The sequence below is a fragment of the Sinorhizobium sp. P24N7 genome (assembly GCF_042436655.1).
GTDB classification, from domain to species: domain Bacteria; phylum Pseudomonadota; class Alphaproteobacteria; order Rhizobiales; family Rhizobiaceae; genus Sinorhizobium; species Sinorhizobium meliloti_A.
On the sequence record NZ_JBHMIW010000021.1, the window covers coordinates 35,164 to 60,728 of the forward strand.

The following is a 25,565-nucleotide window of genomic DNA, read 5'->3' on the forward strand; positions in this document are numbered from 1 at the left end:
TCCTAGGCGAGCCGGGTTGGCCAGACAGCCTGTGAATAAGGCTACCGAGGTGCCGGGGGCTGGCCCATCAGGCGTAGCCATCATACGCATTTCGATTATGTCCGCCGCGCAGGTGAGAACCGTCTAAGCCCGATTGCCACCTTGCCCGCGTCAACAGCCGAACACAGACTGTTTGATGTGCGTCCCAGAACCGCGTTCATGTGGAGAATCTGGAGGCACATCAGCTGAGGGGGTGTTCCCACATGCATCATATGCGCCGGGACGAACTGGCCACGATCACGCGCCTTAGGCCGCATAGACGTCAGCAGCCGCTCGCCCTGGTGGACCGCAGCGCAAGAATCGCCATCGTACACGATTGGTGCCCAAACTTTCGCGGTGGTGAGCGTGTGCTTGCCCGCATATGCAAGCTGTTCCCAAATGCAGAGGTCTTCACCCTGTTCGACTTTCTGCCGAACGACATAAAGGAGCAGTATTTTCACGATGTCGCGTTTCATTCCTCGGCCGCCAACCGATTGCCGATGGTGCAGAAATATTATCGCTCCCTGTTTTTTCTTTGCCCTTTTCTCATCGAGCAGTTCGATGTCACCGGCTATGATGCCGTCATCTCGTCCTCCGCCGCTTTCGCGCGCGGAGTTCTAACCCGCCCTGACCAACCACATTTATGCTACGTGCACAGCCCCATTCGCTACGCGTGGGACGAACAGTTTTCCTATCTTGCGCAGGGCCGTCTTGGATTTGGCCCAAAGGGCCTGCTCTTCCGCTACATGCTGCATAATCTAAGGACCTGGGACACCCGAACCGCCCACGGGCCCGATCTCATGCTGGCCAATTCGAGCTATGTGCGCTCCCGTATCCAGCGAATCTACGGCCGGCAAGCTCAGGTCGTCTTTCCGCCGGTTGCCCTCGACGAACTTGAATTCATCGCCTGCAAAGACGACTACTACGTTACGGCGTCTTTTCTCGCGCCCTACAAACGCACGGACCTTGTCATACGGGCATTCAACGACATGCCATCGAGGCGACTGGTCGTGGTAGGAGAGGGGCAACAGTCGCAGAGCCTGCGAGGCATGGCCAGCTCGAATGTCAGCTTCACAGGCTATTTGCCACGACAGGAATATGTGAGGACCGTCGCCAGTGCCAAGGCGATGGTGTTTGCTGGGTGCGAGGATTTCGGAATAGCTCTGGCGGAAGCACAGGCGTGCGGTACGCCACTGATCGCTTTTGGCCGTGGCGGCGCGCGCGATATCGTGCAGCCGTTCGGCGAAGCCGAGCATCCAACTGGTATTCTCTTTGGCAGCCAATCGGTGGAGTCGCTCAAGGACGCCATCAAAGTCTTCGAGCAGAACCAGCCGGCGATCAAATCGCAGGCGTGCCGATCGAATGCGGACAGATTTTCCGAAGACCGCTTTGACCTGGCGATCCTGAAGGCGCTTGCGGTGGCGCAGGCCGCCCACGTCAGACGATAGATACGGCAACCGGCCCGCCGGATGGCTTGGACATTCCGTCCAAGACGGCCATTATGTCGAGATATCGGCCAGCCGACGCCTTCCACTGGAAATTTGACGCTCGCATCCTGCCAATGCCGATCATTTCATTGCGCATGTCGGGCATGTTGCGCAACCGCATGAAACGGTCGAACCAAGCTTCGGCGTCGTCGGGAGAAGCGTAAAGAGCCGCGTCACCGCAGATTTCCGGCAAGCTTGCCCGATTGGACACGATGACGGGGCAACCGGTGGCCATGGCTTCGAGCGGAGGCAGACCAAAGCCCTCTATGAAAGAGGGGAACGCGAGGCACAGGCAGTCCTGGAGCAGCGCCGCCAGTTCCTCATCCGAAAGCCTTCCCAACCAAGTAACATTACTCGCCGCTTCTTTCCGGCCAGAAGTTTTGAAAACGCGCGCGTCGGACATGCCTACCACCGCTATTCGTAGCCCCACCGCGGCAAGCCTTTCGGACATGCCGATGATAAGCCCGGTGTTCTTGTGAGGAATTGCGCTTCCAATGACGACGATCGTGTCCCGCCCCGCGACGGCCCGAGTCCTTTGGGAATGCCCCGGTTTCCACGAGGCCGCGTGCTCGTGCCCGTTTGGGATCACCATGATCTTGCCCGGTCCGCATATTCGATGACGGACGAGCTCGCCGGCAGAGTAGTGCGAGACCGTCGCGATCGCCGCGACTCTCCTCCCCAAAGCAGGTAGTAAGGTGCGGTAGAGCAGACGGAAGGGGAGCGAATAACTCTGTGGGTAGGTCCGCGTGTTGACATCATGGATGCACAAAATCTGCTTTCGGACGCTCAAGGGGCCGGTATTGCAGAAGCTGAGAAGTCCACCTCGAACGTGAGCTGCAAGCGCTGCCTGCTCCCAGAGATGGCCGTGCATAGGGGCAATAGCAATGGCGCGCGTTGAGATCGCTTTGAGGGAAGGGACCCTCGCCTCGCGAGGAACGAGCAATTCGATCTTGAGTTTGCTGGCGAGGAGGGGCTGCTCGACGAGAAGTTCGTCCAAGGCACGCACGATCTCAATAGCGTATCGCTGAACGCCCGTAAGAGGCTGCGCCAGAAAGCGTCCGTTAATCGTCCACGAGCGTTCCATAGTCCGCCACCGCGCGTTACACCGCGCCCGAGCCTACCGCAAACCATCGGATTTTTCTTCCCAGCCACCGTCAGCCCTTGGAGTGAGGACCGACGCTCGCTGGTTTGTCCTCGGCGTGGCCTGGCGAGCCTCGTTCCGACGAAGGGCTCAACACGTCACCACCCTTTGGATAGCGCTCTTACTCATTGGCGTTAGACTCGGTGTAGGTCGCAGGATGATGGCCGTCGGGCATGCCACCTTTACCTCCAATGGGTTCGTTTCGAAGGCGCGCATGTGGAGGTATTTTCCAAGAGGTTAGGTTTAAGGACAGAAGCCGACGGCATAACGCCTCCAGGTGGACGATAAATGGGCCGAGCGACTGACGGGAAGTTGAACGACCGGCTCCCAAATTGTCATTGGATGCTCCATTGCGCAGTCGGTCAACGTCGTCCGTGGTGGAGTAGCAAGCATGACCGATGTCGGGGGCGCTCGCCCGGTCGACCAGCAGAGTGCTCGTGCGAAATCGCCACGGCATGGAAGCGACGCAGGGGGACCGTCGCTCGCGACTCGTATTCCGAATTGGCACCATGACTGGACCATCAACGGGGACTTTCTCGCTTTGCGGCCGACTGGTGTGGCCCGCTATGCGCGAGAAGTGACTTTGGCGCTCGACGCGTTAATCACGGAACGTCATCCGATGACGCGTGGGCTCCAGTTTTCGATTGTGGCCCCTTGCGAAGCGCCTGGAGACCTTCCCTTGGAGTCAATCCCGGTGCGTGTGGTGCCGGAATACAGCCGACCTCGGATGCCGCAGTTCTGGGTGCAGGCGCAATTGCCATTCTATGTCAGGGGGGGATTGCTGAGCTTCTGCAATCTCGCGCCAGTGGCTATACGGCGCCAGATCGTGTGCATCCACGATCTACACACCAGATTGATGCCGCAAAGCTACGGGCGAGGATTTCGCTTGGCGCACAGATTGATACTTCCTGCATTGGGCCGCCGAGCGTCGGCGGTTACTACAGTATCGAGTTTCTCACGCGATCACATCGCCGGCTTTGGCGTGGCACCTTTCGAGAAGATCACCGTTACCTACAATGGAAGCGATCATGTAGCGCGCTGGGATGCGGCGCTGTCGTCGATCGATCTGGGGCAGCGGCCTTTTGTCTTCTGCCTTGGCCAGAGCCAAAAGTACAAGAATGTGGAACTTCTGTTGAAGCTTGCCCCAGCCTTGGATCGGCTGGGGCTGGATCTTTGTATGGCTGGAGATGTTGATGCCGCTTTGCTGAAACGATTGGTCTCGAAGCGGCCATCGAACCTCCGACTGCTGGGTCGCATCAGTGATAACGACCTGGCCAAAGCGCTCTCGCATGCATTGTGCTTCCTTTTCCCCTCCCGCATCGAAGGGTTTGGTTTGCCAGCCGTCGAAGCTATGGCACTTGGTTGCCCCCTTATTGCTTCGACTGCCCCCTGTCTTCCAGAGGTGTGTGGGGATGCCGCCCTCTACGCCGGCCCGGCAGATGCCGGATCATGGATTTCGGCCGTCCGCCGACTTTGCAAGGAAGACAGTCTACGCAGCCACTTGGCAGAAAAGGGCAGAGCCCGGGCAGCGACTTTTTCATGGCGCCGGATTGCTGAGGCGTATCTGCACCTGATCGCGGACATAGACTCATGCTAATCACATCCTGCGCGTGAACCCGCCGCAAGGTCTGCGTGACTCGCAGACTTCACCAGATCTGATGACGGCCATTTCCCTTTTGTTCGATTCTTTCCCGTCTCGCCCGCATCATTGGACCTCGTCCGCATCTATCCAGTTGGCGGCCAGGCCCCACGATTGAGCGCAATCGCCTCAGACTCGGGCCCAAACACGGCGGCTTCACCTTGCGGTAGCGACGCAGAAATTTAACGAGCAAGCGGGACCGCACTGAGTACTTCGCAAAAGCGTGAGATTGCCTCGTCGCTCAGCCACAACTCAATGTGCGAGACAAGACCTCACAAGGTCACAAGCGGGGAGCACGGTACCGATTTCGCATTAGCTCGCATTAGCAATCTTACGTTGTGGCGCACTCCGTATATTATGCAAGTTTAAAGAAAGGGGGTGCCCCGCAAATGACAGTTGCGTCTGAAGCGTTTGCCCGGGCACTGGAAACCTCGATACTCCGGGTTGCGCTCAACGACAGCGATAAATCCCACTTTGGGTCGCTCGGCTTCATTCCGAGGCGTTACCCCGCGCATGCCGTGATTACCCGACAGGGAGACGAGGAGGATCGCATCTTCGTCGTCCATTCCGGTTGGGGCTGCATCTGCACCAATTTGGCGAATGGCGAGCGGCAGATCCTCGATTTCCCGCTGAAAGGAGAGGTTGTAGCCTCTCGAGCCTTCGAGGGAGAAGGTTTGGAATCATTCACGGCACAGACCGAACTCATGCTATTCGAGGCGCCCGCCAAGGCGATCTCGTTAGGCCTCGCCCATTCCACGAGCCTTGCCGCTGGCCTGCTCGGGGCGATCGCCCGCGAAAAAGCGATACTGTCTCAGCACTTGACCAATCTGGGCCGAAGAAGTGCCTTGGTACGTACCGCTCATTTTTTCCTTGAGTTGGGGACGCGCCTAGAGAAGGCGGATGCTGCAAAAAGCCATGGGTTTGAATGCCCCCTAACTCAATATGATCTCGCGGCCACACTCGGGGTAACCCCGATCCATGTTAACCGGATGCTGCGCGAACTGAGACAGAGGAGCTATTTGGATTTCCGACAGGGTTCCGTTCATTTACTGAACAAAGAAGGCCTAGAGCACTTTGCAGATTTCGATCCAGGTTACCTCCGTTTGCCTGGTGAGACATGAAATGCGAATGCGAGATCAAGATGTTTGAGATAGCTCAAAATGGGTATAGTGCGAGCGGATTGTAAAATCGTATTAATCTGTAGAGTATCCTGTAATTGCTCCATTTAGGTTAGATTTCCAGACATATAAAATAATGGTGCATATTAACTTATGTTAATGAACTATGATTTTTTAGGGGGTATTCTCGCTTGCTATTGGGGATTGGCGCTTTACCGGCGCCCTTTCAAAAGTTGACATTTTTTTGTAGCGGGTGACGTGAACCGTTCAGCGCCACCTCATCATTTATTTGCGCCCGACTAATGTTGCGGTGGGGGTGTACCATGCATTCATTGACTCGAATTCACGAAAATGGCGCGCTTGAAGTCCACAGGCTGAGCTCACCTCTTCCTGGCAAGGCAATAAGTGAAACGCATAACAACACGGCAGCGGGCTCGGCTCTGCTCCTGCTGGACAACCGAACGCTCGATAGGGAATGCCTGTCCCAATGTCTCGTGCTGCATGGTATCGGCATGCAAGTCTTAGCCTATGGTTCAGTTGATGAATGGCGCAAGGACAAAGAACCTCATCCGCCCATCGCGGCAATCCTGTTGAATATCGGTGGTCGAAAGGCTGTCGATACCAGCAATTCGGCCGAAATCTCGGATCTGGTAAGGGAATTTGACCCGACCCCCGTCGTGCTCCTATCCGACTGGGATGAACTGCCTCAAATCCTCAAGGCACTTGAGTGCGGAGTCAGGGGCTATATACCATCCTCAATCGGGTTCGACGTCTGTGTGCAAGCCGTCAATCTCGCGCGAGCCGGCGGGATATTCGTCCCCGCCAGCAGTGTCCTGACCACACGAATGGACATGGTCGCTGGCGGGGAGGTGACACGGCCTCTGGGGGGGATGTTCACGCAGCGCCAGGAAGAAGTCATCCAAGCGCTCAGGCGCGGCAAGGCGAACAAGATCATTGCCTACGAGCTCAATCTGCGTGAGAGCACCGTAAAGGTCCACATCCGGAACATCATGAAAAAGCTGAAGGCTACGAACCGGACTGAGGTTGCTTACAAGCTCAGCGATATGTTCGTCGTCGAGGGCGGAGCACGGGACAAGCCGGGACTGCGGGAACCGCGATCCTGTTAATGGTTCCAACAATTGGCGGTGCGCGAGGCGGTGCAGATGAATTTTGCTCGTTTTGAATCGGCGTCGGCAAATGGGCGGGCCCAAGAATCCGGGCCCGACAAATTTACCTATGAGACGAGCCCGCTGATACGGGCGACGGGGTTTCGGGAATACGATGCGCGGTGGTGGTTCGGGCGCTCCGATGGCGGGAAGGCGCCCGAACTTAACCTGATGGGCGCTCAGGCACTGGGCATGGGGCTCGGCACCTTCATCCAGCGCTCCGGCGCCGGTCCGGAGATCGTGACCGGGCACGACTTCCGTTCCTACTCGCTTAGCATCAAGCTGGCATTAGTTTGCGGGCTGATGGCCGCAGGCGCCCGGGTCAGGGACATCGGCCTGGCTTTGTCTCCGATGGCCTATTTCGCGCAGTTCGCACTCGACGTGCCGTCGGTCGCGATGGTGACGGCCTCGCACAACGAGAACGGCTGGACCGGCGTTAAGATGGGCATGGCCCGGCCGCTGACCTTCGGGCCGCAAGAGATGGCGGAGTTGAGAAGGATCGTACTGGAAGCTGACTTCGACCTGACCGGCGGCGGAGCCTATGAGTTTGTTCCCGACTTCCGTCGGCGCTATATCGACGATCTGACCCGCGGCAGGCGCATCGGCCGGAAGCTAAAGGTCGTTGCCGCCTGCGGCAACGGCACGGCCGGCGCTTTTGCGCCTGATGTGCTGCAACGGATCGGCTGCGAGGTGATCCCGCTCGACTGCGAGCTGGACCATTCCTTCCCCCGCTATAATCCCAATCCCGAGGACCTGAAGATGCTCCATGCCATCCGGGACAAGGTCTTGGAGAGCGGCGCCGATGTCGGCCTGGGCTTCGACGGCGATGGCGATCGCTGCGGGGTGGTCGACAACGAGGGCTGCGAGATCTTCGCCGACAAGATCGGTGTGATGTTGGCACGCGATATTTCCGCTTTGAATCCTGGTTCGGTTTTCGTGGTCGACGTCAAATCGACCGGGCTCTTCGCGAGCGATCCGGTGCTGAAGGCGAACGGTGCGCGCACCGACTACTGGAAGACCGGCCATTCCTACATTAAACGAAGGGTCGCTGAACTGGGCGCCATCGCGGGCTTCGAGAAGTCGGGCCACTTCTTCTTCAATCCGCCTCTCGGGCGCGGGTATGACGATGGGTTGATCACCGCGATGTCGATCTGTGAGATGCTCGACCGCAGTCCGAACAGAAGCATGGCCGACATCTACCGGGCGCTGCCGATGACCTGGAGTTCACCAACCATGTCGCCACCTTGCGCCGATGAGGTGAAGTATATCGTGGTCGAACGGGTGGTGGAGCGGTTCCGGGCGATGCAGCGGGACGGAGTCCCTGTCGCAGGACAGATGATTGCCGATCTCGTCACCGTTAACGGCGTGCGCGTGGTGGCCGAGGACGGCACCTGGGGACTGGTGCGGGCATCCTCCAACAAGCCGGAGCTCGTCGTCGTGGTCGAAAGCCCGGTGTCGGAAGCACGCCAGCGCGCCATGTTCGAGGCGGTCGACTGCGTACTCAGGGAAAATCCGGAGGTCGGCGCCTACAACCAGACCTTCTAGCCGGAAGCGAGCAAGGGAAGAGGGCGAAGTTATGCCGGAACGGATTTCCTGCTTCGTAATGAGCGGCGGCGTCGGTTCGCGGCTTTGGCCACTTTCACGCGAGGACAATCCGAAGCAATTCCATGACCTTGCCGGCCACGGCTCGATGCTGGTCAACACCGTGCGGCGGCTGAAGGCTCGACCGGCTGGGGACACGCCAGTCCACGTGATCGCGTCGGAGCGCCATTCTGAGCGGATGCGTGCCGACCTGGCCGGCATCGATTTGGCGGGTGGTCACGCGATCTTCGAGCCGGTTGGCCGAAATACGGCTGCCGCGGTCGCTGTGGCTGCACTCCAGACGATTGCCGCTCACGGCGACGGACTGGTCTTGGTTGTGCCCTCCGACCACGAGATTTCGACCGAGGAGCAGTTCTGGAATACAGTGGAAAAGGGCGTGCCGGCGGCCGAAGCCGGCAGACTTGTTGTCTTCGGCATCCCGCCGGACCAGCCGGAAACTGGGTACGGCTACATAGAGTCGGTTGGTAAGGGCGATGTTCGTGATGTCGCCCGGTTTGTTGAGAAGCCTGGACTGGAGATGGCGAAGGCCTATGTCGCGTCCGGAACCTTTTTCTGGAACGCTGGCATTTTCCTGTTTCGCGCCGGCGCTATGCGCGCAGCCTTCCGCAAGCATCAGGCCGTGATCTGGCAAAAGACAGAGTGCGCCTTCGCGGCGGCAGCGACCGAGGTGTCGGGCACCTACCTTCCAATTGAGCAATATTCGACAATCCCCTCTGCCTCGATCGACTATGCGATCATGGAGCATGCGAGCGGCATCGCGATGGTGCCGGCGAGCTTCTGTTGGAGCGACCTCGGCTCCTGGCAGTCGCTGCTCGATATCAGCCCTACCGACGGGAACGGCAACGTGGTGATCGGCGACGTCGTCGCAATCGATTGCGAGCGCTCCTACCTGCGCAGCCAGGGTCGGCTGCTCTCGGTCATCGGTCTCCGAGACGTCGCGATCGTGTCCACGGCTGACGCCACCTTCGTGGCGCCGGTCGCCAAGAGCCAGGAGGTCAAGCGCATCGTCGAACAACTAGAGAAGAGCGGGCGTTTGGAGACGAAGTTCACCCCGGCTCACGGTCGCGTGCTTCAGCCCGGTGCCTGGCGTGAGCGGGTCGCTCACTGGCTGTTCGAGGAAACGCTGCCGCTGTGGTCTACGGTGGGTGTCGACGAGCGCCATGGCGGCTTCCACGAAGCCATGAGTTTCGAGGCTGCGCCGCTGATGAAGCCAAAGCGTATGCGCACCATGGCCCGTCAGGTCTACGCCTTTTCCGTGGCAAAGCTACGCGGCTGGGACGGCGATGCCGACCGGTTGATCGAGCATGGCATTGCGTTCATGGAGAAAGGACGTACTCAACGCGGCGGCTGGGCGCGGGTGCTTCAGGAAGACGGCACGATTGCCGATGCGTGTGAGGATGCTTACGATCATGCCTGTGTCCTGTTGATGCTCGCTCACGCACACCAAGCCGGCAATCCAGACGCTCTGCGGCTCGGCCAGGAGACCTTCGCCTTTCTCGACGAACACCTGGAGGACGACAGACTGACCGGTTTCCTCGAGACATCAGACGGTACCGAGTTGCGCCGGAGCAACCCGCATATGCATCTTCTCGAGGCTTTCCTCGCCTGGTACGCAGCAACGGGCGAGCGGGGTTATCTGCGCCGGGCTGCCCGCATCATCGATCTGTTCCGCAGCCATTTCTTCGATACCGAAAGCTGGACGCTCGGCGAATATTTCGACGAGGCCTGGAGGCCGGCCGCCGGTGAAAAGGGCCAGTGGACCGAGCCTGGCCATCATTTCGAATGGGCCTCGCTTCTCGTCGAGTTTGCCGCAAAAAGTAGGCAAACGGATTTGATTGCTTTTGCCCGCAAGCTCTACGCTTCCGCGATAGCAACTGGGCTCAATCGATCCACAGGACTGGCTTACGGAGCGGTGTCGCGTGCCGCCCTCCCGCTTGACCTCATCTCGCGCAGTTGGCCGCAGGCCGAGGCGGTCAAAGCCGCGCTCGCGCTTGAAGGCACGGGTGGACCGGATCTCAAGCCGGAGATCGAGGCGCGTGTCGGTCGCCTGTTCCGGTGGCACATCGACCCGGCGCCGCTCGGCATGTGGATCGACCGTATCGACGATAAGGGTAGGGCCGTTGCGACTGAAGTGCCAGCTTCCATATTCTATCACCTCGTGACCGCCCTTATGCAGTATCTCGATAAGACGGAAGAAGCTCTCTATCGACTGCCTTCTTTTTCTCAAAGCGTCGGTGTCGCAGACCCTTCAGCCGCACTCAATAAGGAAACTGTGTAATGAAACCCCGAAGCGGCACCGACGTAGGTCCGCTACAGGCATTCAACGGTGGGTGATCTGTTGAGCTTTTCTTAGCGAGCAAATAGGCATTGTTGCCTCCCCGCGAGGATAATGTCCAAATCACAAGGGGTTTATGTCGTATAGACCTGCGCGCATATGTCCTGTTGATGCGGATGCTTATCACTGCCAGCCAAAACGGTTCTCCGCAATCGGTGTGCTGGACCTAGGATTTGCCGTAGGTAACGGTGAGGCACCGCTGGGCTTCCCAATCTCACGCCAATCCTTTCAAGCCCAATCCATGCCGAAAGGTCGCCGATGCGACGCCGCTTCTGGTGCGCGCCAGATGCAAAGAAGCGCTACCGCTGTTCGACCTGATGATGATGGGAGGCGGACGAGAAATCCTGCCTAGATCTGAGCAGCCGCAACCTCATGCCGCTGCCAGTACATCCGTGGTCAACGGCACGAGGGCACGAGGGAGGACTTGTAATCTGCGCGTTGATTGTGACGGTGGCAAGTTGAACGCAGTACGCAATTGTGCGTAGCCAGCGTTTCGCGATCGGAGAATGCCGCTAGCGACCACCTGATGAGTACCATCACCTTTTCGGCGGCACTGCCGCTCGCACCTTGGTGACGAAGCGTATTTCGCTTGCCCCAAAAGCTGAATAGTTTGGACGAGCTTCGGTTAGCGATATTGGTCACTTAGGCAACCTCGCACTCGTCTGTATCGGCTCGTCTTGCCCGGCTTTTGTTCGCCGGAGCAGGCGGCCAGCAACTTCTCCCGCAAGTTGCAGCTCACTGCCTTCCTGCTCTTGCGCCGGCGTGGCCACATGGTGGGGCCCAACGGCAAGCGCCAGGGCGGACTTGATAGACGGTGCGCCGAAAGCGGCCGTGATCTCGCGCCTTACATGAACCTTAGTGTCAGATAATAGACACTAATTCTGCGGCTTTCTTTGATGTGCGCTCAGCTTTAGTCTCTCAAATAGGTCGGGACAGAACTCGAATTGCCTCGCAGTTCCGCGCCCCATGGAGTTCTTCACAATTGTCTCTGTAAGTATGCCTCGCTCAACGAGTGGATCGACCGATTCCGCCACGGCATTGCGCGTCAATCCGGTGATTTTAACGATGTTTGAAAGCGTTAGCTTTTCGTGGCTCTGGTGCATCATGTAGAGGACCGTCATCATCCCAAGCTGCTTCAGCCGCGATTGCGGAGTCTCCCCGTCGATCGGCTTGTCGAGGACTTCTTGCAAGGCGTAGGCCGCAAAAAGCTGGCTCTGCCAATGTGCGTTGAGTGCGCTTGTCATCTTCTATACTATCAGATATATGATTGTAAAACGACTCGCGAAAGCCGCAGAGCCTGCTAGGCTCCGCAAATGCTTGCGTCGGTGAAGGGTAGTGATCATGGACAAGTCTCTCATGCAGGCAGTCGTCGCTGCGGTCAGCTTAGCGTCATTCCATCTGGTTTTCGACGGTAAAGCGCGAGCGGACGAGTGGGGATGCAAGGTTATCCTGTGCCTTTCCAATCCGGTTGGTCCGACGCAGTATGCGGAGTGCCGGCCTCCGATCGAGAAGCTCTGGCGCGCGCTTGCAAAGGGACACTCTTTTCCGACCTGCAGCGGCGTTGGGTTCCAGGCCTCGCGCCCCAGATACCAGCCGTATTACTGCAATGATGGCTACCGCCTGACGACGCGGTATGGAGATCGTGGGCGCGAGGCGAGCTGCATCTCGACCACGCCACAAACCGTCTCAAGTGATGAGTGCTATTCCGACAATGATCGGAGCACCTCGGCGATGTGGCGCCGGAGCGAGGGCCGCATGAAGTGCCAACGCTATGTGACGACGCGGCCGAACGTCCGCGCGCAACCCCATTATGTCGATGTGACCATCGACGGCGTCAGCAAACAAAGGGTGTGGTACTGAGCTATGCCTGTTGCGTTCCTCGATCTGGCGCAAACGTGCGCACCAATGGTTGCGGCCGAGACACTCGCCGGCGTCGTCAGTCTTGAAAGCAGATTCGAGCCGTTGGCCATCCGGATCAACAGCGGCGCCAAACTTTCGCAGCAGCCCGCGACCAAGGCGGAAGCGATCGAGATCGCCACATCGCTCGTAGCCGAGCGGCAGGACATCCAACTCGGCCTCGGTGGTATTGGCTTGGAGGAACTTCGGAACCTGAAACTATCGATCTCCGACGCCTTCGATCCGTGCCTCAACCTTCAGGCCACCGCGACGCTGCTCGACGGCTATTTCCGGCTCGCTGTGAAGGCCGGCGCGGAGCCGAACCAGGCCGAACAAGTGATGCTGCAATCCTACTACGGCCGAGACGATCCCTCCGTCGGCGCCATGGTTCAATACGACGAGCAGGTCCGCGAGGAAGCGAGGCGGCTCGGCAAGACGCTTGCGACGCTCACGATCAGCGATGGCGGGCAGGGGAGGGGAGACAACGAAGCGCCTCCTACCGATGTGGCTGTCAATGCCGGCAGGGACGAATTCCAGGCGGAAGCGGCCTCGACGCAGTCCTGGGACGTTTTCAGTTCGCGGCGGAAGTCTTCCGTCCTCGTGTTTCAGAACAGTCAAATGGAGCAGAGTGAATGACTTTAAGTTCCCGTATCCGCCCAATGGCCGCCAGCGGTTTAATGGCCGTCGCCATTGTGGTCACCCTGGTCGAACCGGCCTTCGCGCAAGCCGCCGGCATCGAGACCGTGCTGCAGAACATCGTCGATATGCTGACCGGCAACATCGCCAAGCTGCTGGCCGTCATCGCGGTGATCGTGATCTGCATCGCCTGGATGTTCGGCTACATGGATCTGAGACGGGCAGGGTTCTGGATCATCGGCATCGGCGGCATCTTCGGTGCCACCGAACTTGTGAACACCATCGTCGGAAGCTGATGTCATGGCGACCGCGCGGCCAACGCTCGAGGACGACACGCTGTTCATCGCATGCACCCGGCCGGCGACGATCGCCGGCGTGACGATGGAAGCGATGGGCGTGAACATCATGCTGACGACCATTCTCTTCATCGTTGCCGGCTCGGTCGCCTACTTGGCTGTCGGCGTCGTCTTCCATCTGGTGTTCCGCGCGCTCGTCAAGCACGACCACAACATGTTTCGCATCCTGCTTGCCTGGGTGGAGACGCGCGGCCGGTCACGCAACGGCTTCTATTGGGGTGGGGCGACGCTTTCGCCACTGAGGCAGGCCCGGCGTTACGACGAAAAGGACCTCGGATTTGCCTAGTCTCGCCACACTCAGGTCTCGCGAGCTTGGCCCGGAGACCTTCATTCCCTATGTCCGCCACGTCGACGAATCTACGATCGCGCTCGATTCCCGCGCGCTGATGGTGATGATCGCGCTTGAGGGCGTCTCCTTCGAGACCGCGGACGTTCTCGACCTGAACGCGCTTCACCGCGACCTTAACACGCTTTATCGGAACATAGCCGACGAACGGCTTGCCCTTTGGACCCATCTCATCCGCCGTCGCGACAACAGCTATCCGGAAGGCACGTTCACCACGCCGTTCTCCGCCGCGCTCAATGACAAGTACCGCGCGCGCATGGTGGGCGAGGATCTGTTTCGCAACGATCTCTACCTGTCGATCCTGTGGTCTCCGGCGCGCGATCCGGCCGACAAGGCGGCGAAACTGTTGTCCCGCCTGCGTCACGCTCGTCGCGCTGGCATCGAGCTGGATCAGGAGGCCTTCAAGCAGCTTCGCGATAAGGTCGTCGATGTCACGGCGGCGTTGAAGCGCTTCGAACCGCGCGTACTGTCACTTTACGAGCACGATGGCTTGCTGCTCTCGGAACCAAGCGAGGTCCTGCACCAGATCGTCGGTGGCCGACGGGAGCCGATCCCGCTGACCGACGGGCGCATCGCCTCGGCGATCTACTCCGACCGCGTCATCGTGGGCCGCGAGACGATCGAGATCCGGCACGAGGCGACGAGCCGCTTTGCCGGCATGCTGAGTTTCAAGGAATATCCGGCCCGCACCAGGACCGGCATGCTTGATGGCGTGCTCACCAGCCCTTTCGAACTGATCCTGGCCCAATCCTTCTCCTTCGTCTCGAAGGCCGACGCGCGCGCGATCATGGGCCGCAAGCAGAACCAGATGGTGAGCAGCGGCGACAAAGCCGCCTCGCAGATCGAGGAGCTCGACGAGGCCATGGACGATCTGGAGTCCAACCGGTTCGTGCTGGGAGAGCACCACCTGACGCTTTCCGTCTTCGCCCCGTCGGTGAAGGAACTGACCGACAACTTCGCCAAGGCGCGTGCCAGCCTAATCAGTGGCGGCGCAGTCGTCGCGCGCGAAGATCTTGGCCTTGAGGCGGCCTGGTGGGCGCAGCTGCCGGGAAACTTCCGTTACCGCGCCCGGTCCGGAGCGATCACGTCGCGGAATTTCGCAGCCTTGTCGCCCTTCCACGCCTATCCACTCGGCCGGAAGGACGGCAACGAATGGGGTCCCGCCGTCACCCTGCTCAAAACGGCCTCGGGGTCTCCGTATTATTTCAATTTCCACTATGGCGATCTCGGCAACACCTTCGTCTGCGGACCCTCCGGCGCCGGTAAGACCGTGCTTCTCAACTTCATGCTGTCGCAGCTCGAAAAGCACGATCCGCATGTGGTGTTCTTCGACAAGGACAGGGGAGCCGATCTCTACGTGCGCGCCGCCGGCGGCACCTACCTTCCCCTCAAGAACGGTGTCCCGACCGGCTGCGCTCCCCTGAAGGCCCTCGAACTCACGCCGGAGAACAAGGTTTTTCTGACGCGCTGGATCGGGAAACTCGCCGGCTCATCGTCTCGGGAACTGACCGTTACCGAACTCCGCGATATCACTTCCGCCATTGACGGCCTTGCCGACCTGCCGGTGGAGCGGCGGACGATCGGCGCGCTCAGGACTTTTCTCGACAACACCGATCCAGAAGGTATCGCGGCAAGGCTGCGGCGGTGGGAGAGGGGAGGGCCGCTCGGCTGGGTTTTCGACAATGTCATCGAGGACATCGGCTTCGGCGAGTTTGGTGTCGGCGGCAAGTTCGTCGGCTATGACATGACCGACTTCCTCGACAACGAGGAGATTCGCACGCCGCTAATGGCCTATCTTTTTCATCGCGTCGAGCAACTGATCGACGGCCGCAGGATCATCATCGTCATCGACGAGTTCTGGAAGGCGCTTCAGGACGAAGGCTTTCGTGATCTCGCCCAGAATAAGCTCAAGACGATCCGCAAGCAGAACGGCCTCATGCTGTTCGCCACGCAGAGCCCGCGCGATGCGATCGTCTCGCCGATCGCCCATACCATCATCGAGCAATGCCCGACCCAGATTTTCCTGCCGAACGCCCGCGGCAACCACGCCGACTATGTCGACGGCTTCAAGCTGACGGAGCGCGAATACGAGCTGATCGCGCGCGAGCTCTCCGTCGAGAGTCGCCGGTTCGTGCTGAAGCAGGGCCATAAGAGCGTCGTTGCCGAGCTAGATCTCAATGGCTTCGACGACGAGCTCGCTATCCTCTCCGGCCGGACCGCCAATATCGAACTCGCCGATGCCATTCGCGCGGACGTGGGCGACGGTGCCAAGGACTGGCTTCCCGTTTTCCAACAAAGAAGGAGTGCGAGCTGATGGCTTTCCATCGACTTCACGGTGCGGCAATCGCCGCGGCGCTGATCCTTTCCGCCGGCAGTGCGGCGGGGCAGGGGATCCCGGTGGTCGACCAGACGGCGATCGCCAAGCACATCGAGAGCATTGCGCAGTTGAAGTCCCAGCTCGATGCCCTGCATCAGCAGATCGAGCAGGCGCAGCAGCTTTATGGTTCGTTGAATAAGCTGACCGACATGGCCGATGTCGCCAGCGTCCTGAACGATCCGGCGATCCGCAAGGCGCTGCCGGCAGATTTCAATGCCATTGAAGGATTGTTCAAGGGCAACGCCACCGGCCTCTTCGGCGATTCCGCGTCGAACTTCCTCGAAGGCAATACGACCTACCGGACCAGCGCCGACGACTTCTATGCGCAGGAGCTTTCCCGCATCCAGAACAGGAATGCCGGGCAGATGAGCCTTGGCGAGCAGATCTATGACGCCGCGACCAAGCGCATCGATGGTATCGACCAGTTGCGGCAAAAGATCTCCACGGCTGGCGACGCCAAGGATATCGCCGACCTTCAGGCGCGGCTTCAGGCCGAAACGGCTTTCCTCCAGACCGATGTGCTGCGGATGGAGGGGCTGCGGATGGTGCAGCAGGCTCAGGCGCAGGTGGACGAACAGCGTAAGGCCGAGGACTGGCGCCAGCGCATGGACACGATGAGGGCGGCCCTGCAATGAGGAGACTGCTCCTTCTTCTGGCAGTGCTTGGTCTGGCGGCCTGCTCGGAACCGTCTGACAGGAGCTACACCGTCGATGAGTTGCTGGCAGACGAGGCGCTGCTTACCGACATCATCACGAAGTGCCGTAACAATCCAGGCGAGCTTCGCGACACCACGAACTGCAGGAACGCCGAAGCCGCCGACGGCAAGCTGCGGCTCCAGCGTATGCGTGACTCCTTGGGAGGCTGATGCGCATGTATGAGGTGTTCAGCTTTGTCGACGAGCAGTTCAAGACCCCCCTGGAGACCTTCATCTCCGACGGAACGTCGAACATCTCAGAGTGGGTCTCAGGCCCGTTGACGGCGGCGGTCACCCTCTACGTTGTACTCTACGGCTATCTCGTCCTTCGCGGTTCGATCCAGGAACCGATCCTCGATTTCGCCTACCGGGCAATCAAGCTCGCCATCATCGTGATGATGGTGAAGAACGCCAGCGAATATCAGACCTATGTCACCAACATCTTCTTCGACGTCCTGCCGCGCGAGGTCTCCCAGGCGCTGAACACCGGTATGGCGCCGAGCGCCTCGACCTTTGATAGCCTGCTCGACAAGGGGCAGGCCTCTGCTACCGATATCTGGTCGCGTGGTTCCTGGCCGGTCGACATTGTCACGGGCGTCGGTGGCATGATGGTGATCGGCGCAAGCTTCATCGTCGCTGCGATCGGCTACATCGTTTCGCTCTACGCCCGGCTGGCGCTCGCCATCGTTCTGGCGATCGGGCCGATTTTCGTGGCGCTCGCCATGTTCCAGTCAACGCGACGCTTCACCGAGGCTTGGATCGGGCAGCTTGCCAATTTCGTGATCCTTCAGGTCCTCGTCGTGGCCGTCGGCTCGCTGCTGATCACCTGCATCGACACGACCTTCACGGCAATTCAGGGATATAGCGACGTGCTGATGCGCCCGATCGCTCTTTGCGCCATCTGCCTCGCTGCTCTCTACGTCTTCTATCAGCTTCCCAGCATCGCTTCGGCGCTGGCCGCCGGCGGCGCTTCGCTGACTTACGGATATGGCGCAGCCCGAGACGCCCACGAGAGTACGCTCGCCTGGGCTGCCTCACGCAGCTTCCAGGCCGCCGGGCGCGGAGTTCGTGCCGTCGGGCGGACTTTCAGATCGAGGGGCGCCCGCTCATGACGTCCTTCGCACGAACAAGAAAAAGGCTTTTCCGGAATGATCAAAACGTTTTCGCTGCTCTGCGTGGCGGCGGTTTTAACCGGCTGCGCATCGCTGACCTATCCGCTCCCCAAATGCGACGGCTATTCGCGCAGGCCGCTCAATCGCTCGATGTGGCAATGGGAGGACAAGAGCAATCTCAACCAGAAGCATTCGAATACGCGGTCGGCCTCCCAGCACGCGGCCACACCCTATGTAGAGGAAAGCAGGGAGCCGCCGGCTTTCGCCCATCTCACCATTGATGCTTCTTACCGACGTTGCGAGGGGTGACGCCATGGTTTCAGGGGATGAACTCAAGACATATTTCGATAAGGCGCGGCGTTTCGATCAGGACCGTATGGCTCAGGTGGAACGATCGAACCGCATCGCCTGGACGATTGCCATCGTCGCCAGCATCATCGCCGGCGCCTCGATCTTTGCAGTCGCCGGTCTTACGCCGCTGAAGACGGTGGAGCCCTTTGTCGTGCGGGTCGACAATTCGACCGGAATCGTCGATGTCGTATCGGCGCTGACGTCGACGGCCGGGACCTACGACGAGGCGGTGACCAAATACTTGGCGGCCAAATATGTCCGTGCTCGCGAGGGTTATGTCTGGAGCGAGGCGGAGGAAAACTTCCGCACCGTCGCGCTTCTGTCGACCCAGCCGGAGCAAGCCCGGTTCGCGGCCTTCTATCGCGGCAGCAATCCGGAATCGCCGCAGAACATATATGGGCGCGGCGCCACAGCGCGCATCAGCATCGCCTCGATCTCGCTGATCAACCCGAATGTGGTCTCGGTCCGCTACATGCGCACGATTACCCGCGGCGAGGAGGTCCGCACGACCCATTGGGTGGCGACACTCACCTTTGCTTACGTGAACGCACCGATGTCGTCGACCGACCGGCTTGTGAACCCCCTTGGTTTTGCGGTCAGCGAATACCGGGCCGATCCGGAGGCGATCAACTGATGCGGACCGCAGCTATCCTCGCACTTCTTCTCGCCGGCTCGACATCTTCGGCGCTTGCACTCGAAATCCCCCGCGGCGCATCGCAGGACAGCCGCGTGCGTTTCGTCGATTACCAGCCCTACAACATCACCCGCATCATCGGTTCGCTGCGTTCGTCCGTGCAGGTCGAGTTCGCTCCCGACGAGGAGATCGCCCATGTCGCGCTTGGCAACAGCGTCGCCTGGGAGGTCGCGCCGGCCGGCAATATCCTGTTCCTGAAACCGCGGGAGAACCAGCCGGTGACGAACATTTCCGTGGTGACGACGCGCCGGGATGGATCGACGCGCAGCTATCAGATGGAACTCACCGTACGCGACGGCTCCGTCGCGGTCGGCCAGAACACATACTTCTATGTGAAATTTCGCTATCCCGGTGATGAGGCGGAGCTCCGCCGCCGGCAGGCCGCCGCTCGCGCACTCGCCAACCAGGCGAAGGAAGCCGACAATGTGCTGGCTCTTCATGAAGCATTTGGGCCGCGCAACTGGCGCTATTCGGCACAAGGGGCGCAGGCGCTGGAACCGCAGAGCGTCTACGACAACGGCAAGGTCACGACCTTCGCGTTCGTCGGCAATCAGGAGATGCCCGCCATTTACATGGAGAACTCCGACGGCTCCGAGAGCCTGGTGCCGAAGTCGGTCGATGGCAATCTGGTGATGGTTCACGCGATCAGCCGCAAGTTCATCCTGCGCCGTGGCAAGGATGTGCTGTGCGTTTTCAATGAGGCCTACGATCGTGTCGGCATCAACCCGGACACCAACACAACATCACCGTCGGTCGAGCGCGTCGTAAAAGCCGACGACGCTGTTCAATAGGGGAGGGGAATCATGGCTCAGGAAGACGAAACCCGCATTCCCGGAGAGCGTGCCGAAACGGTGACCGGCCGGCGCATCGACAATAGCCCCGTGCTCAAGCGCGGCGCGGTGGCGCTCGCCGTCGTGGCGTTCGTTGGTTTTGCCCTTTGGTCGACAACCGGGAAAGAAGCGAAAGATGAGAACGCGCAACCCGAGCGCATCGTTATTCGGCAGACAAGCGACTTTGAGGCTGCCAAGGAGAAGGTCGAGCCGACGCAGGCGGTCCCGGAAGTGAAGCTGCCAACCCCGGTCGTAGAACCAGTCACCAAGGAGAAGGATGAACTGCTCGACTCTGCTCGTCGCGCGCCGGTCATGGCCTTCAGTGGTGGGCAGAAAAATGCGACGCAGCGCCGCGAGGCGGATCGTTCGGAGACGGCTGCGAACAGCAATTTCCTGCCGTTCGATAGCAATATGATAGGGCAGAACCAGCAGAACAGCGACGAGCAGCGGTTCGACGGCCTGTTACGACCGACCAAGCTCGAAGGCTCGCGTGCCGGCACGCTCGGCAATCGCGACTTCATCGTCGCCATGGGGACGTCGATCCCCTGTGTACTCGAAACGGCTCTGGCGTCCGACCAGCCCGGATTCACCAGTTGTGTGATCAATCGCGATGTCCTCTCGGACAACGGCCGGGTCGTTCTACTGGAAAGAGGCACACAGATTGTCGGCGAATACCGTGGCGGTTTACAGCGTGGGCAAAAGCGCCTGTTCGTGCTTTGGAGCCGTGCGAAGACGCCGAACGGCGTCATCGTCACGCTGGCGTCACCGGCGACCGATGCGCTCGGCCGTGCCGGCGTCGACGGCGATGTCGACACCCATTGGTGGGAGCGCTTCGGCAGTGCCCTTCTCCTCTCTATAGTAGGAGACGCCACGAGTTATGCCAACAGCCGCCTGCAGGACAGCGACGTCGATGCGCAGAATACCACCGGCGGGGGCCAGCAGGCCGCAGCGATTGTAGTGGAGCAGTCGATTAACATCCCGCCGACGCTCCTGAAGCACCAAGGCGAGCTTGTATCGATCTTCGTCGCGCGCGACCTCGACTTTTCTGGCGTCTACAGGCTTCGAGTAACGGAACCGAAGAACAGAATTCTTGACCGGGCTATGCTGGGTGACTTCAGTCCCCAATCGGCGTTGGTGACAAAGTAGGGGTGGCAATATGACCGAGGGACCTGATGCAGGAGTCGTCCGCGAGTTGCTTTCTCCGTTTTCGCGGTTCTTGAAAGACAGGTCCTTTTATGAGGTGATCGTAAATCGGCCCGGGCAGGTTTTGACCGAAGGCGCCGAAGGCTGGCGGACCCATGACACCCCGGAGCTGAGCTTCGAGAAGCTGATGCGCCTTGCCCGGGCCGTGGCGTCGTTTTCCAATCAATCCATCGATGAGAGGCGGCCGATCTTGTCAGCGACCCTGCCGGGAGACGAAAGGATCCAGATGGTCATTCCGCCGGCGACAAGCAAGGGCATAGTCAGCATCACCATCCGAAAACCATCTTCGGTGACACTGAGTCTCGAGGACCTCGAGAAGGATGGGCTGTTCGCGAACGTGACGCACGCTGGCAATGGGGGTTCAGCGGACCGTAGAATTGTCGATCTTCATCGAAATGGTGCTTATGCTGAGTTCCTGCGTGAGGCGGTGCTGGCGCGCAAGAACATCATAATTTCAGGAGCGACGGGGTCAGGTAAGACGACACTCTCCAAGGCGCTCATGCGTCATATTCCGATCGACGAGCGGATCATCTCTATCGAAGATACGCCGGAACTCATTATCCCGCAGCCGAACCATGTGCGGTTGTTCTATTCTAAGGGAGGGCAGGGGCTTGCCAACATCAGTGCGAAGGAGCTCCTCGAGTCCTGTCTGCGCATGCGGCCGGATCGTATTCTGCTTCAGGAACTGCGCGATGGGACCGCATTTTATTACATTCGCAACGTCAATTCCGGGCATCCAGGATCGATCACGACGGTCCACTCCGATTGCGCAGCGCTGGCGTTCGAGCAGCTAACGCTGCTCGTGAAGGAATCAGAGGGCGGCCGGGACCTCGGTAGGGATGATATTCACAAGCTTCTGAAGGTCGCGATCGACATAATTGTCCAATGCAAACGCATCGATGGGTGCTTCCGCGTGACGGAGATTTATTTCGACCCAGGCCATGCGGGGCATTGAGATAGCGGGTGCGGTCTGATTGTGTGGAGAGCAGTCGCCCGCTGCAGCTGGCACCGACGACCGTGGACATCGGCGTGCCACGAATGCTGGCGCGGAAGTGGGGTCCGCACCCGCGCAATGAGGCCCCCACCACAAGGTCCTCAACGGTTCCGTCGCCTGAGAGTGCCTTCGAAGCGCGTAGGCTTCGGGGCTAAATGGGTACAAATGGGCCCAACTGGCGCGCCTGTCGCGGTCTCAGCACATCCCTCCTTTCTGAAGCTTCGAGGCGATAAAATATGAAAGCGCCAGCGCACGCTATCCGTGGCGCTGATATCGCCGACGTCGCTCCTCGGTCGTCTGATCACTGAGCTCCAGTAGCGGCGGGACGGCGACACAGGCGCGTCCGTGAAGAGCAGCGAAGGTGGATAGACACTTCGGTCGCACCGGGAATGATTGAATGGCACCGCAATCGCCTCGGATTTTTCGAGCGTGAATCTAAGCTCGCATCCAAGCCAATGACAGAAAGCGCCTTCAACATGCCGGCCTCCCTGCCGTTTCGGACCTGTCCGCCATTGGCTTGTGGACGATTGAGCAGAAAGGTAATTATCGCTGCCCTATATAGATTGGTATATTATCGAATGGCACCCTTAGATGGTATCCATGTGAGAGGTGTAGGTGTCTACATTTCTTGGGAATGCTGACAATTGTTAAATTACAATCAGCCGGTACTGCTATCTTAGAGCAGAAATCATCTCGAAAACTCTGCAGCCGGCTGGAGCCGAGCAAGTGTGCAGCCGAGGTGCGCAATGAAGGTCGCAAACCTTGCTATGGCCCTGATGACAGCTGCGTCCGATGCTCATGCGTCTAACGGCAAAGACATCAATCGGTGGTGCGAAAATGACCCTGCCATAGCACTGGCCTACATCGACGGATTATGGATGCATATGCGACGGTGGGTCCTCCAATCGATTATTGCCCAGTCAGGGACGTGACATATGGGCAAGTCCGCGACGTCGTCTGTAAACGGGTCAACAATAATCCAGAGGAGAGACATAGGTCAGGCGCTTTGCTGGTCCCTCTGGCATTGAGCACGGTTTGGGCCTGCGAGGACTAATCACCGAGTACTGAAAGCTGCCGATGCAGCCGCTGATGGCGACGACTTTTCATGCCGATCGCGACGGCGTAACGCGGAAACGGCGCTCGAAGAGCCGCGCTTCTAATAGTAGACGGTAAAGCCATCTGGCGTGCTTCCGTTCGGGTATCGGTTGCCTCGTGCCCGTTCTCGATCCTATCGAACAGGCCTACACTAAAATCAAACACAGGATGTGGGCGGGCACGGAAGCGAACCCTCGATCAGACATGGCAATACCTCGGCAACCTTGTCCCCTCACTCCAACGCGGCGAGTGCAGCAACTACTTCGCCACCGCCCGGATATGCTTCCGTCAAAACCTGAAACGCCTCGAGCTGGCGCGGCATCGCTCGACCGGTCCCGCAATGCGAGCGGTTCTGGCGGCCACCGCTGCCGCCTCTGCTGCCCTTGGTATCACTGCCTGGCTGCAACAATCTCGCCTGATCAGCGATGAGCGTCCTCGCTTGCCGTGCTCCCGTTCAACAATCTCGCCGGTGACGCGAAGTGGGACGGTAGGACTGTCGGAACACATCATCAGCGGTCTCTCCCACCCGCGAAGTCTCCTCTTCTTGGTCGCGCGCACCTCTTCGGAGCATCAGGACACACGGCCGGCCCGCAAAAGGTCAGCAGGGAGCTTGGCGTGAAGTATCTCCTGCAGGGCAGCGTCAGTCTCGGACTAGATTAGATTGGCTACTCCCCCGGTGTGCTCCGCGCGGAGCGGGGGCGGGGAGGAAGGATGAGCCGAACGGACTATACGCAAGTGGCGCCCTATTCGCGTATAGTGCTCCTCTGGAGACTGAACCGCCGAGCAAGTTTGCTTCGTTCCGGAGCCCAGCCCTGCGGCGGGAGAGAGCGGCCATGTTCGATCAGCGGGAGAAGATCGCGCTCCTCATCGACGGCGCCAATCTGTTTGCCGCCGCGAAGGCGCTCGGCTTCGACATTGATTTCCGCAAGCTGCTCGAGGCTTTTCGCAAGCGAGCTTATCTGCTCCGTGCCAATTACTATTGCGCGCTGGTGGAGAACGAGGAAACGGCTACAATCCGGCCGCTGATAGACTGGCTCGACTACAATGGATACCAGGTGGTGACCAAACCTGTCAGAGAATTCACCGACTCGCTCGGACGTCGCAAGGTCAAGGGCAACATGGATGTGGAGCTAGCGATCGACGCCCTCGAGATGTCAAAGACGGCCGATCATCTCGTGATTTTCTCAGGCGATGGCAACTTCACGAGTCTTGTCGTGGCATTGCAACGTAATGGGTGCAAGGTCTCGGTAGTATCGACCATGGCGACGCGGCCGCCAATGATTTCAGACGCACTGCGCCGCGAAGCCGATCACTTCATTGACCTGGATAGGCTCCGGGGCGAGATAAGCCGGGCGCTTTCAGAAAGCGCCTCAAACGGCCGCGAAAATGGTCACGCAGTATCGGCACTTGGGGCGTGAGGCAGTGTAGCGCGTCACCGGGCGCAGCGTACATAAAGTATGATTAACCAACAAACCCATTATTTTTTATTGTCTATCTACGACTTTCGGATAATATCCTTGTTGCAGCGGCCCATCTTTCCTGAATGCCCTTAGAACTTGATGTATTGGCGAGGGGGAAGAAGTATTGTGGAGTCGATGATTGATATTGCATCAGAATACAGTTTGAAAATTGATTAAGCCCGGATCGCAACTATCCGGGCTTCTTTCGGCCTATTCTGAAGGAAGAGGCAGGCAGCGGTATGCCACCCCGGACCGAACAACCGCCCATGTGAGATATAGATGTGAGATATAGCCGCCCCAATGACCGCAAAAGCTTGTCGAACGCGCCGCCACCGGTGGAAGAAAAGGCCGAAATCCAGGCGACGCCTGCCGACCTTACAACTGAATTTTAACAACTTCGGGCCGTTTGGGTCGTAGGTCACCAGCTAACCGGCGGCACGAGAGCGCCATGAGCGGACAATAGGCCCATCCTTGCTTTCCCTAAGGCAGCAAGGACGGGTGGATAGCTCAACCGGATTTCGCAACCCCGCGTATAGTCTCCGCAACATGGCAGCGCTAATTCTCAAATCCCTGATCCGTCGAGCTCTCGCTCGTCTTCGCCTCCCCAGGGTGAGGGCATCGAGGTGCGATCGAGATTGGCCGAGGGCATCGGCATCCAACACTTCAATTCCGGCTCGGCGTATTCAATGATGTGGCCGGGCGAGGAATCAGAGGCGCGCCAGCCATCTGCACCGAACTGATCGCCATTCGACCAATATACGAGGTCAACTTCTGCCGCCCCCTGCTCGGACGGGCGGATCGTGACCAGGATCCGACTGCCGTCTTTCGGCGCGCTTGCCATGTGGCGCCAGGGGTTTGGTTCGGCCATTATTTTTCCTCCTGCCTTGCTGCAGGTCGTAAGTGTCGCCTCGCCATCTAGAACGGTCAATTCACACTTTTCACAGCCGATCGTCTATCACTGTCCGGCCAGGTTGGCGCTCCGAATTAAGGCGTACCATCGCTCCTCGGCAGGATT

At 59.4% G+C, this 25,565-nt stretch carries 25 protein-coding genes and 1 pseudogene; 22 read left to right on the plus strand and 4 right to left on the minus strand.

Going from position 1 to position 25,565, the window contains the following annotated elements; all coding sequences use genetic code 11:
• The first annotated feature begins 242 nt into the window (after nucleotides 1–242).
• Nucleotides 243–1,466 carry a glycosyltransferase family 4 protein gene (locus tag ACFHWW_RS29105; protein WP_379942624.1) on the plus strand — a complete coding sequence of 408 codons (1,224 nt, stop codon included), beginning with the start codon at nucleotides 243–245 and terminating at the stop codon, nucleotides 1,464–1,466.
• Here ACFHWW_RS29105 and ACFHWW_RS29110 read toward each other — a convergent pair.
• Entirely contained in the window at nucleotides 1,456–2,589 is a 1,134-nt protein-coding gene (locus ACFHWW_RS29110; protein ID WP_379942626.1) for a glycosyltransferase family 4 protein, read from the minus strand. The genes ACFHWW_RS29105 and ACFHWW_RS29110 overlap by 11 nt on opposite strands.
• A gap of 448 nt (nucleotides 2,590–3,037) precedes the next feature.
• Here ACFHWW_RS29110 and ACFHWW_RS29115 point away from each other — a divergent pair, with 448 nt between their 5' ends.
• From ACFHWW_RS29115 to ACFHWW_RS29135, 5 genes are all read left to right on the plus strand, one after another.
• Complete coding sequence (locus ACFHWW_RS29115; RefSeq protein WP_379942628.1) at nucleotides 3,038–4,243, plus strand: glycosyltransferase family 4 protein; 1,206 nt, start codon at nucleotides 3,038–3,040, stop codon at nucleotides 4,241–4,243.
• A 431-nt stretch (nucleotides 4,244–4,674) separates the two neighbouring features.
• Entirely contained in the window at nucleotides 4,675–5,406 is a 732-nt protein-coding gene (locus ACFHWW_RS29120; RefSeq protein ID WP_379942630.1) for a Crp/Fnr family transcriptional regulator, read from the plus strand.
• Between the two features lie 299 nt (nucleotides 5,407–5,705).
• Nucleotides 5,706–6,530, plus strand: a complete 825-nt coding sequence (locus tag ACFHWW_RS29125) for a DNA-binding response regulator (RefSeq protein WP_379942632.1) — start codon at nucleotides 5,706–5,708, stop codon at nucleotides 6,528–6,530.
• 36 nt (nucleotides 6,531–6,566) lie between these two features.
• The gene (locus ACFHWW_RS29130) at nucleotides 6,567–8,114 is read left to right on the plus strand and encodes a phosphomannomutase/phosphoglucomutase (protein WP_379942634.1); all 1,548 of its coding nucleotides are present in this window, start codon (nucleotides 6,567–6,569) and stop codon (nucleotides 8,112–8,114) included.
• Nucleotides 8,115–8,145: 31 nt separating this feature from the next.
• Nucleotides 8,146–10,449 (plus strand): AGE family epimerase/isomerase, encoded by a 2,304-nt coding sequence (locus ACFHWW_RS29135; RefSeq protein ID WP_379942636.1) that lies wholly within the window; start codon nucleotides 8,146–8,148, stop codon nucleotides 10,447–10,449.
• A gap of 593 nt (nucleotides 10,450–11,042) precedes the next feature.
• On the opposite strand, the gene ACFHWW_RS29140 is transcribed toward ACFHWW_RS29135, so the two are convergent.
• Together ACFHWW_RS29140 and ACFHWW_RS29145 are read right to left on the minus strand one after the other, a co-directional pair.
• Entirely contained in the window at nucleotides 11,043–11,141 is a 99-nt protein-coding gene (locus tag ACFHWW_RS29140) for a CPCC family cysteine-rich protein (protein ID WP_379942753.1), read from the minus strand.
• Between the two features lie 240 nt (nucleotides 11,142–11,381).
• Nucleotides 11,382–11,750 carry a MarR family transcriptional regulator gene (locus tag ACFHWW_RS29145; RefSeq protein WP_379942638.1) on the minus strand — a complete coding sequence of 123 codons (369 nt, stop codon included), beginning with the start codon at nucleotides 11,748–11,750 and terminating at the stop codon, nucleotides 11,382–11,384.
• Between the two features lie 97 nt (nucleotides 11,751–11,847).
• Between ACFHWW_RS29145 and ACFHWW_RS29150 the strand changes: the two genes are divergently transcribed.
• From ACFHWW_RS29150 to ACFHWW_RS29225, 16 genes and pseudogenes are all read left to right on the plus strand, one after another.
• Nucleotides 11,848–12,366: a hypothetical protein gene (locus ACFHWW_RS29150; RefSeq protein WP_379942755.1), complete on the plus strand. Its 519-nt coding sequence runs from the start codon at nucleotides 11,848–11,850 to the stop codon at nucleotides 12,364–12,366.
• Between the two features lie 3 nt (nucleotides 12,367–12,369).
• On the plus strand, nucleotides 12,370–13,038 hold the full coding sequence (locus tag ACFHWW_RS29155) for a lytic transglycosylase domain-containing protein (RefSeq protein ID WP_379942640.1): 669 nt from the start codon (nucleotides 12,370–12,372) through the stop codon (nucleotides 13,036–13,038).
• Nucleotides 13,035–13,334 carry a TrbC/VirB2 family protein gene (locus ACFHWW_RS29160; RefSeq protein ID WP_379942642.1) on the plus strand — a complete coding sequence of 100 codons (300 nt, stop codon included), beginning with the start codon at nucleotides 13,035–13,037 and terminating at the stop codon, nucleotides 13,332–13,334. Before ACFHWW_RS29155 ends, ACFHWW_RS29160 begins: the two co-directional genes overlap by 4 nt.
• 4 nt (nucleotides 13,335–13,338) lie before the next feature.
• Nucleotides 13,339–13,680, plus strand: coding sequence for a type IV secretion system protein VirB3 (locus ACFHWW_RS29165; protein WP_379942644.1), 342 nt, complete (start codon nucleotides 13,339–13,341; stop codon nucleotides 13,678–13,680).
• Complete coding sequence (locus ACFHWW_RS29170) at nucleotides 13,673–16,054, plus strand: VirB4 family type IV secretion/conjugal transfer ATPase (RefSeq protein ID WP_379942646.1); 2,382 nt, start codon at nucleotides 13,673–13,675, stop codon at nucleotides 16,052–16,054. The genes ACFHWW_RS29165 and ACFHWW_RS29170 overlap by 8 nt, the downstream gene beginning before the upstream one ends.
• The gene (gene virB5, locus ACFHWW_RS29175; RefSeq protein WP_379942648.1) at nucleotides 16,054–16,752 is read left to right on the plus strand and encodes a P-type DNA transfer protein VirB5; all 699 of its coding nucleotides are present in this window, start codon (nucleotides 16,054–16,056) and stop codon (nucleotides 16,750–16,752) included. The genes ACFHWW_RS29170 and virB5 overlap by 1 nt, the downstream gene beginning before the upstream one ends.
• Complete coding sequence (locus tag ACFHWW_RS29180) at nucleotides 16,749–16,982, plus strand: EexN family lipoprotein (protein ID WP_379942650.1); 234 nt, start codon at nucleotides 16,749–16,751, stop codon at nucleotides 16,980–16,982. The genes virB5 and ACFHWW_RS29180 overlap by 4 nt, the downstream gene beginning before the upstream one ends.
• A 5-nt stretch (nucleotides 16,983–16,987) precedes the next feature.
• Nucleotides 16,988–17,923 (plus strand): type IV secretion system protein, encoded by a 936-nt coding sequence (locus ACFHWW_RS29185; protein WP_379942652.1) that lies wholly within the window; start codon nucleotides 16,988–16,990, stop codon nucleotides 17,921–17,923.
• Between the two features lie 36 nt (nucleotides 17,924–17,959).
• Complete coding sequence (locus ACFHWW_RS29190; RefSeq protein ID WP_379942654.1) at nucleotides 17,960–18,232, plus strand: hypothetical protein; 273 nt, start codon at nucleotides 17,960–17,962, stop codon at nucleotides 18,230–18,232.
• A 4-nt stretch (nucleotides 18,233–18,236) separates the two neighbouring features.
• Nucleotides 18,237–18,908 carry a virB8 family protein gene (locus ACFHWW_RS29195; RefSeq protein WP_379942656.1) on the plus strand — a complete coding sequence of 224 codons (672 nt, stop codon included), beginning with the start codon at nucleotides 18,237–18,239 and terminating at the stop codon, nucleotides 18,906–18,908.
• Entirely contained in the window at nucleotides 18,908–19,759 is an 852-nt protein-coding gene (virB9, locus tag ACFHWW_RS29200; protein WP_379942658.1) for a P-type conjugative transfer protein VirB9, read from the plus strand. The genes ACFHWW_RS29195 and virB9 overlap by 1 nt, the downstream gene beginning before the upstream one ends.
• Nucleotides 19,760–19,771: 12 nt before the next feature.
• On the plus strand, nucleotides 19,772–20,944 hold the full coding sequence (virB10, locus tag ACFHWW_RS29205; RefSeq protein ID WP_379942660.1) for a type IV secretion system protein VirB10: 1,173 nt from the start codon (nucleotides 19,772–19,774) through the stop codon (nucleotides 20,942–20,944).
• Between the two features lie 10 nt (nucleotides 20,945–20,954).
• Nucleotides 20,955–21,956, plus strand: a complete 1,002-nt coding sequence (gene virB11, locus ACFHWW_RS29210) for a P-type DNA transfer ATPase VirB11 (RefSeq protein WP_379942662.1) — start codon at nucleotides 20,955–20,957, stop codon at nucleotides 21,954–21,956.
• A gap of 913 nt (nucleotides 21,957–22,869) precedes the next feature.
• Nucleotides 22,870–23,049 (plus strand): Rap1a/Tai family immunity protein, encoded by a 180-nt coding sequence (locus ACFHWW_RS29215; RefSeq protein ID WP_379942664.1) that lies wholly within the window; start codon nucleotides 22,870–22,872, stop codon nucleotides 23,047–23,049.
• Between the two features lie 161 nt (nucleotides 23,050–23,210).
• Nucleotides 23,211–23,389, plus strand: a pseudogene (locus ACFHWW_RS29220) (IS630 family transposase); the annotation flags it as partial.
• 534 nt (nucleotides 23,390–23,923) lie between these two features.
• Nucleotides 23,924–24,508, plus strand: coding sequence for an NYN domain-containing protein (locus tag ACFHWW_RS29225; protein WP_379942666.1), 585 nt, complete (start codon nucleotides 23,924–23,926; stop codon nucleotides 24,506–24,508).
• A gap of 604 nt (nucleotides 24,509–25,112) precedes the next feature.
• On the opposite strand, the gene ACFHWW_RS29230 is transcribed toward ACFHWW_RS29225, so the two are convergent.
• Nucleotides 25,113–25,418 (minus strand): hypothetical protein, encoded by a 306-nt coding sequence (locus tag ACFHWW_RS29230; RefSeq protein WP_379942668.1) that lies wholly within the window; start codon nucleotides 25,416–25,418, stop codon nucleotides 25,113–25,115.
• Between the last annotated feature and the right edge of the window lie 147 nt (nucleotides 25,419–25,565).

Bases quoted from the DNA above. Each gene is read 5' to 3' on its own strand.
- ACFHWW_RS29230 (WP_379942668.1), bottom strand. From the start codon at position 25,418: ATGGCCGAACCAAACCCCTGGCGCCACATGGCAAGCGCGCCGAAAGAC.
- virB5 (WP_379942648.1), top strand. From the start codon at position 16,054: ATGGCTTTCCATCGACTTCACGGTGCGGCAATCGCCGCGGCGCTGATC.
- virB11 (WP_379942662.1), top strand. From the start codon at position 20,955: ATGACCGAGGGACCTGATGCAGGAGTCGTCCGCGAGTTGCTTTCTCCG.
- ACFHWW_RS29160 (WP_379942642.1), top strand. From the start codon at position 13,035: ATGACTTTAAGTTCCCGTATCCGCCCAATGGCCGCCAGCGGTTTAATG.
- ACFHWW_RS29135 (WP_379942636.1), top strand. From the start codon at position 8,146: ATGCCGGAACGGATTTCCTGCTTCGTAATGAGCGGCGGCGTCGGTTCG.
- ACFHWW_RS29125 (WP_379942632.1), top strand. From the start codon at position 5,706: ATGTTGCGGTGGGGGTGTACCATGCATTCATTGACTCGAATTCACGAA.
- ACFHWW_RS29215 (WP_379942664.1), top strand. From the start codon at position 22,870: ATGGATGCATATGCGACGGTGGGTCCTCCAATCGATTATTGCCCAGTC.
- ACFHWW_RS29150 (WP_379942755.1), top strand. From the start codon at position 11,848: ATGGACAAGTCTCTCATGCAGGCAGTCGTCGCTGCGGTCAGCTTAGCG.
- ACFHWW_RS29145 (WP_379942638.1), bottom strand. From the start codon at position 11,750: ATGACAAGCGCACTCAACGCACATTGGCAGAGCCAGCTTTTTGCGGCC.
- ACFHWW_RS29185 (WP_379942652.1), top strand. From the start codon at position 16,988: ATGTATGAGGTGTTCAGCTTTGTCGACGAGCAGTTCAAGACCCCCCTG.
- ACFHWW_RS29105 (WP_379942624.1), top strand. From the start codon at position 243: ATGCATCATATGCGCCGGGACGAACTGGCCACGATCACGCGCCTTAGG.
- ACFHWW_RS29130 (WP_379942634.1), top strand. From the start codon at position 6,567: ATGAATTTTGCTCGTTTTGAATCGGCGTCGGCAAATGGGCGGGCCCAA.
- ACFHWW_RS29180 (WP_379942650.1), top strand. From the start codon at position 16,749: ATGAGGAGACTGCTCCTTCTTCTGGCAGTGCTTGGTCTGGCGGCCTGC.
- ACFHWW_RS29190 (WP_379942654.1), top strand. From the start codon at position 17,960: ATGATCAAAACGTTTTCGCTGCTCTGCGTGGCGGCGGTTTTAACCGGC.
- virB10 (WP_379942660.1), top strand. From the start codon at position 19,772: ATGGCTCAGGAAGACGAAACCCGCATTCCCGGAGAGCGTGCCGAAACG.
- ACFHWW_RS29115 (WP_379942628.1), top strand. From the start codon at position 3,038: ATGACCGATGTCGGGGGCGCTCGCCCGGTCGACCAGCAGAGTGCTCGT.
- ACFHWW_RS29195 (WP_379942656.1), top strand. From the start codon at position 18,237: ATGGTTTCAGGGGATGAACTCAAGACATATTTCGATAAGGCGCGGCGT.
- ACFHWW_RS29120 (WP_379942630.1), top strand. From the start codon at position 4,675: ATGACAGTTGCGTCTGAAGCGTTTGCCCGGGCACTGGAAACCTCGATA.
- ACFHWW_RS29155 (WP_379942640.1), top strand. From the start codon at position 12,370: ATGCCTGTTGCGTTCCTCGATCTGGCGCAAACGTGCGCACCAATGGTT.
- virB9 (WP_379942658.1), top strand. From the start codon at position 18,908: ATGCGGACCGCAGCTATCCTCGCACTTCTTCTCGCCGGCTCGACATCT.
- ACFHWW_RS29165 (WP_379942644.1), top strand. From the start codon at position 13,339: ATGGCGACCGCGCGGCCAACGCTCGAGGACGACACGCTGTTCATCGCA.
- ACFHWW_RS29110 (WP_379942626.1), bottom strand. From the start codon at position 2,589: ATGGAACGCTCGTGGACGATTAACGGACGCTTTCTGGCGCAGCCTCTT.
- ACFHWW_RS29225 (WP_379942666.1), top strand. From the start codon at position 23,924: ATGTTCGATCAGCGGGAGAAGATCGCGCTCCTCATCGACGGCGCCAAT.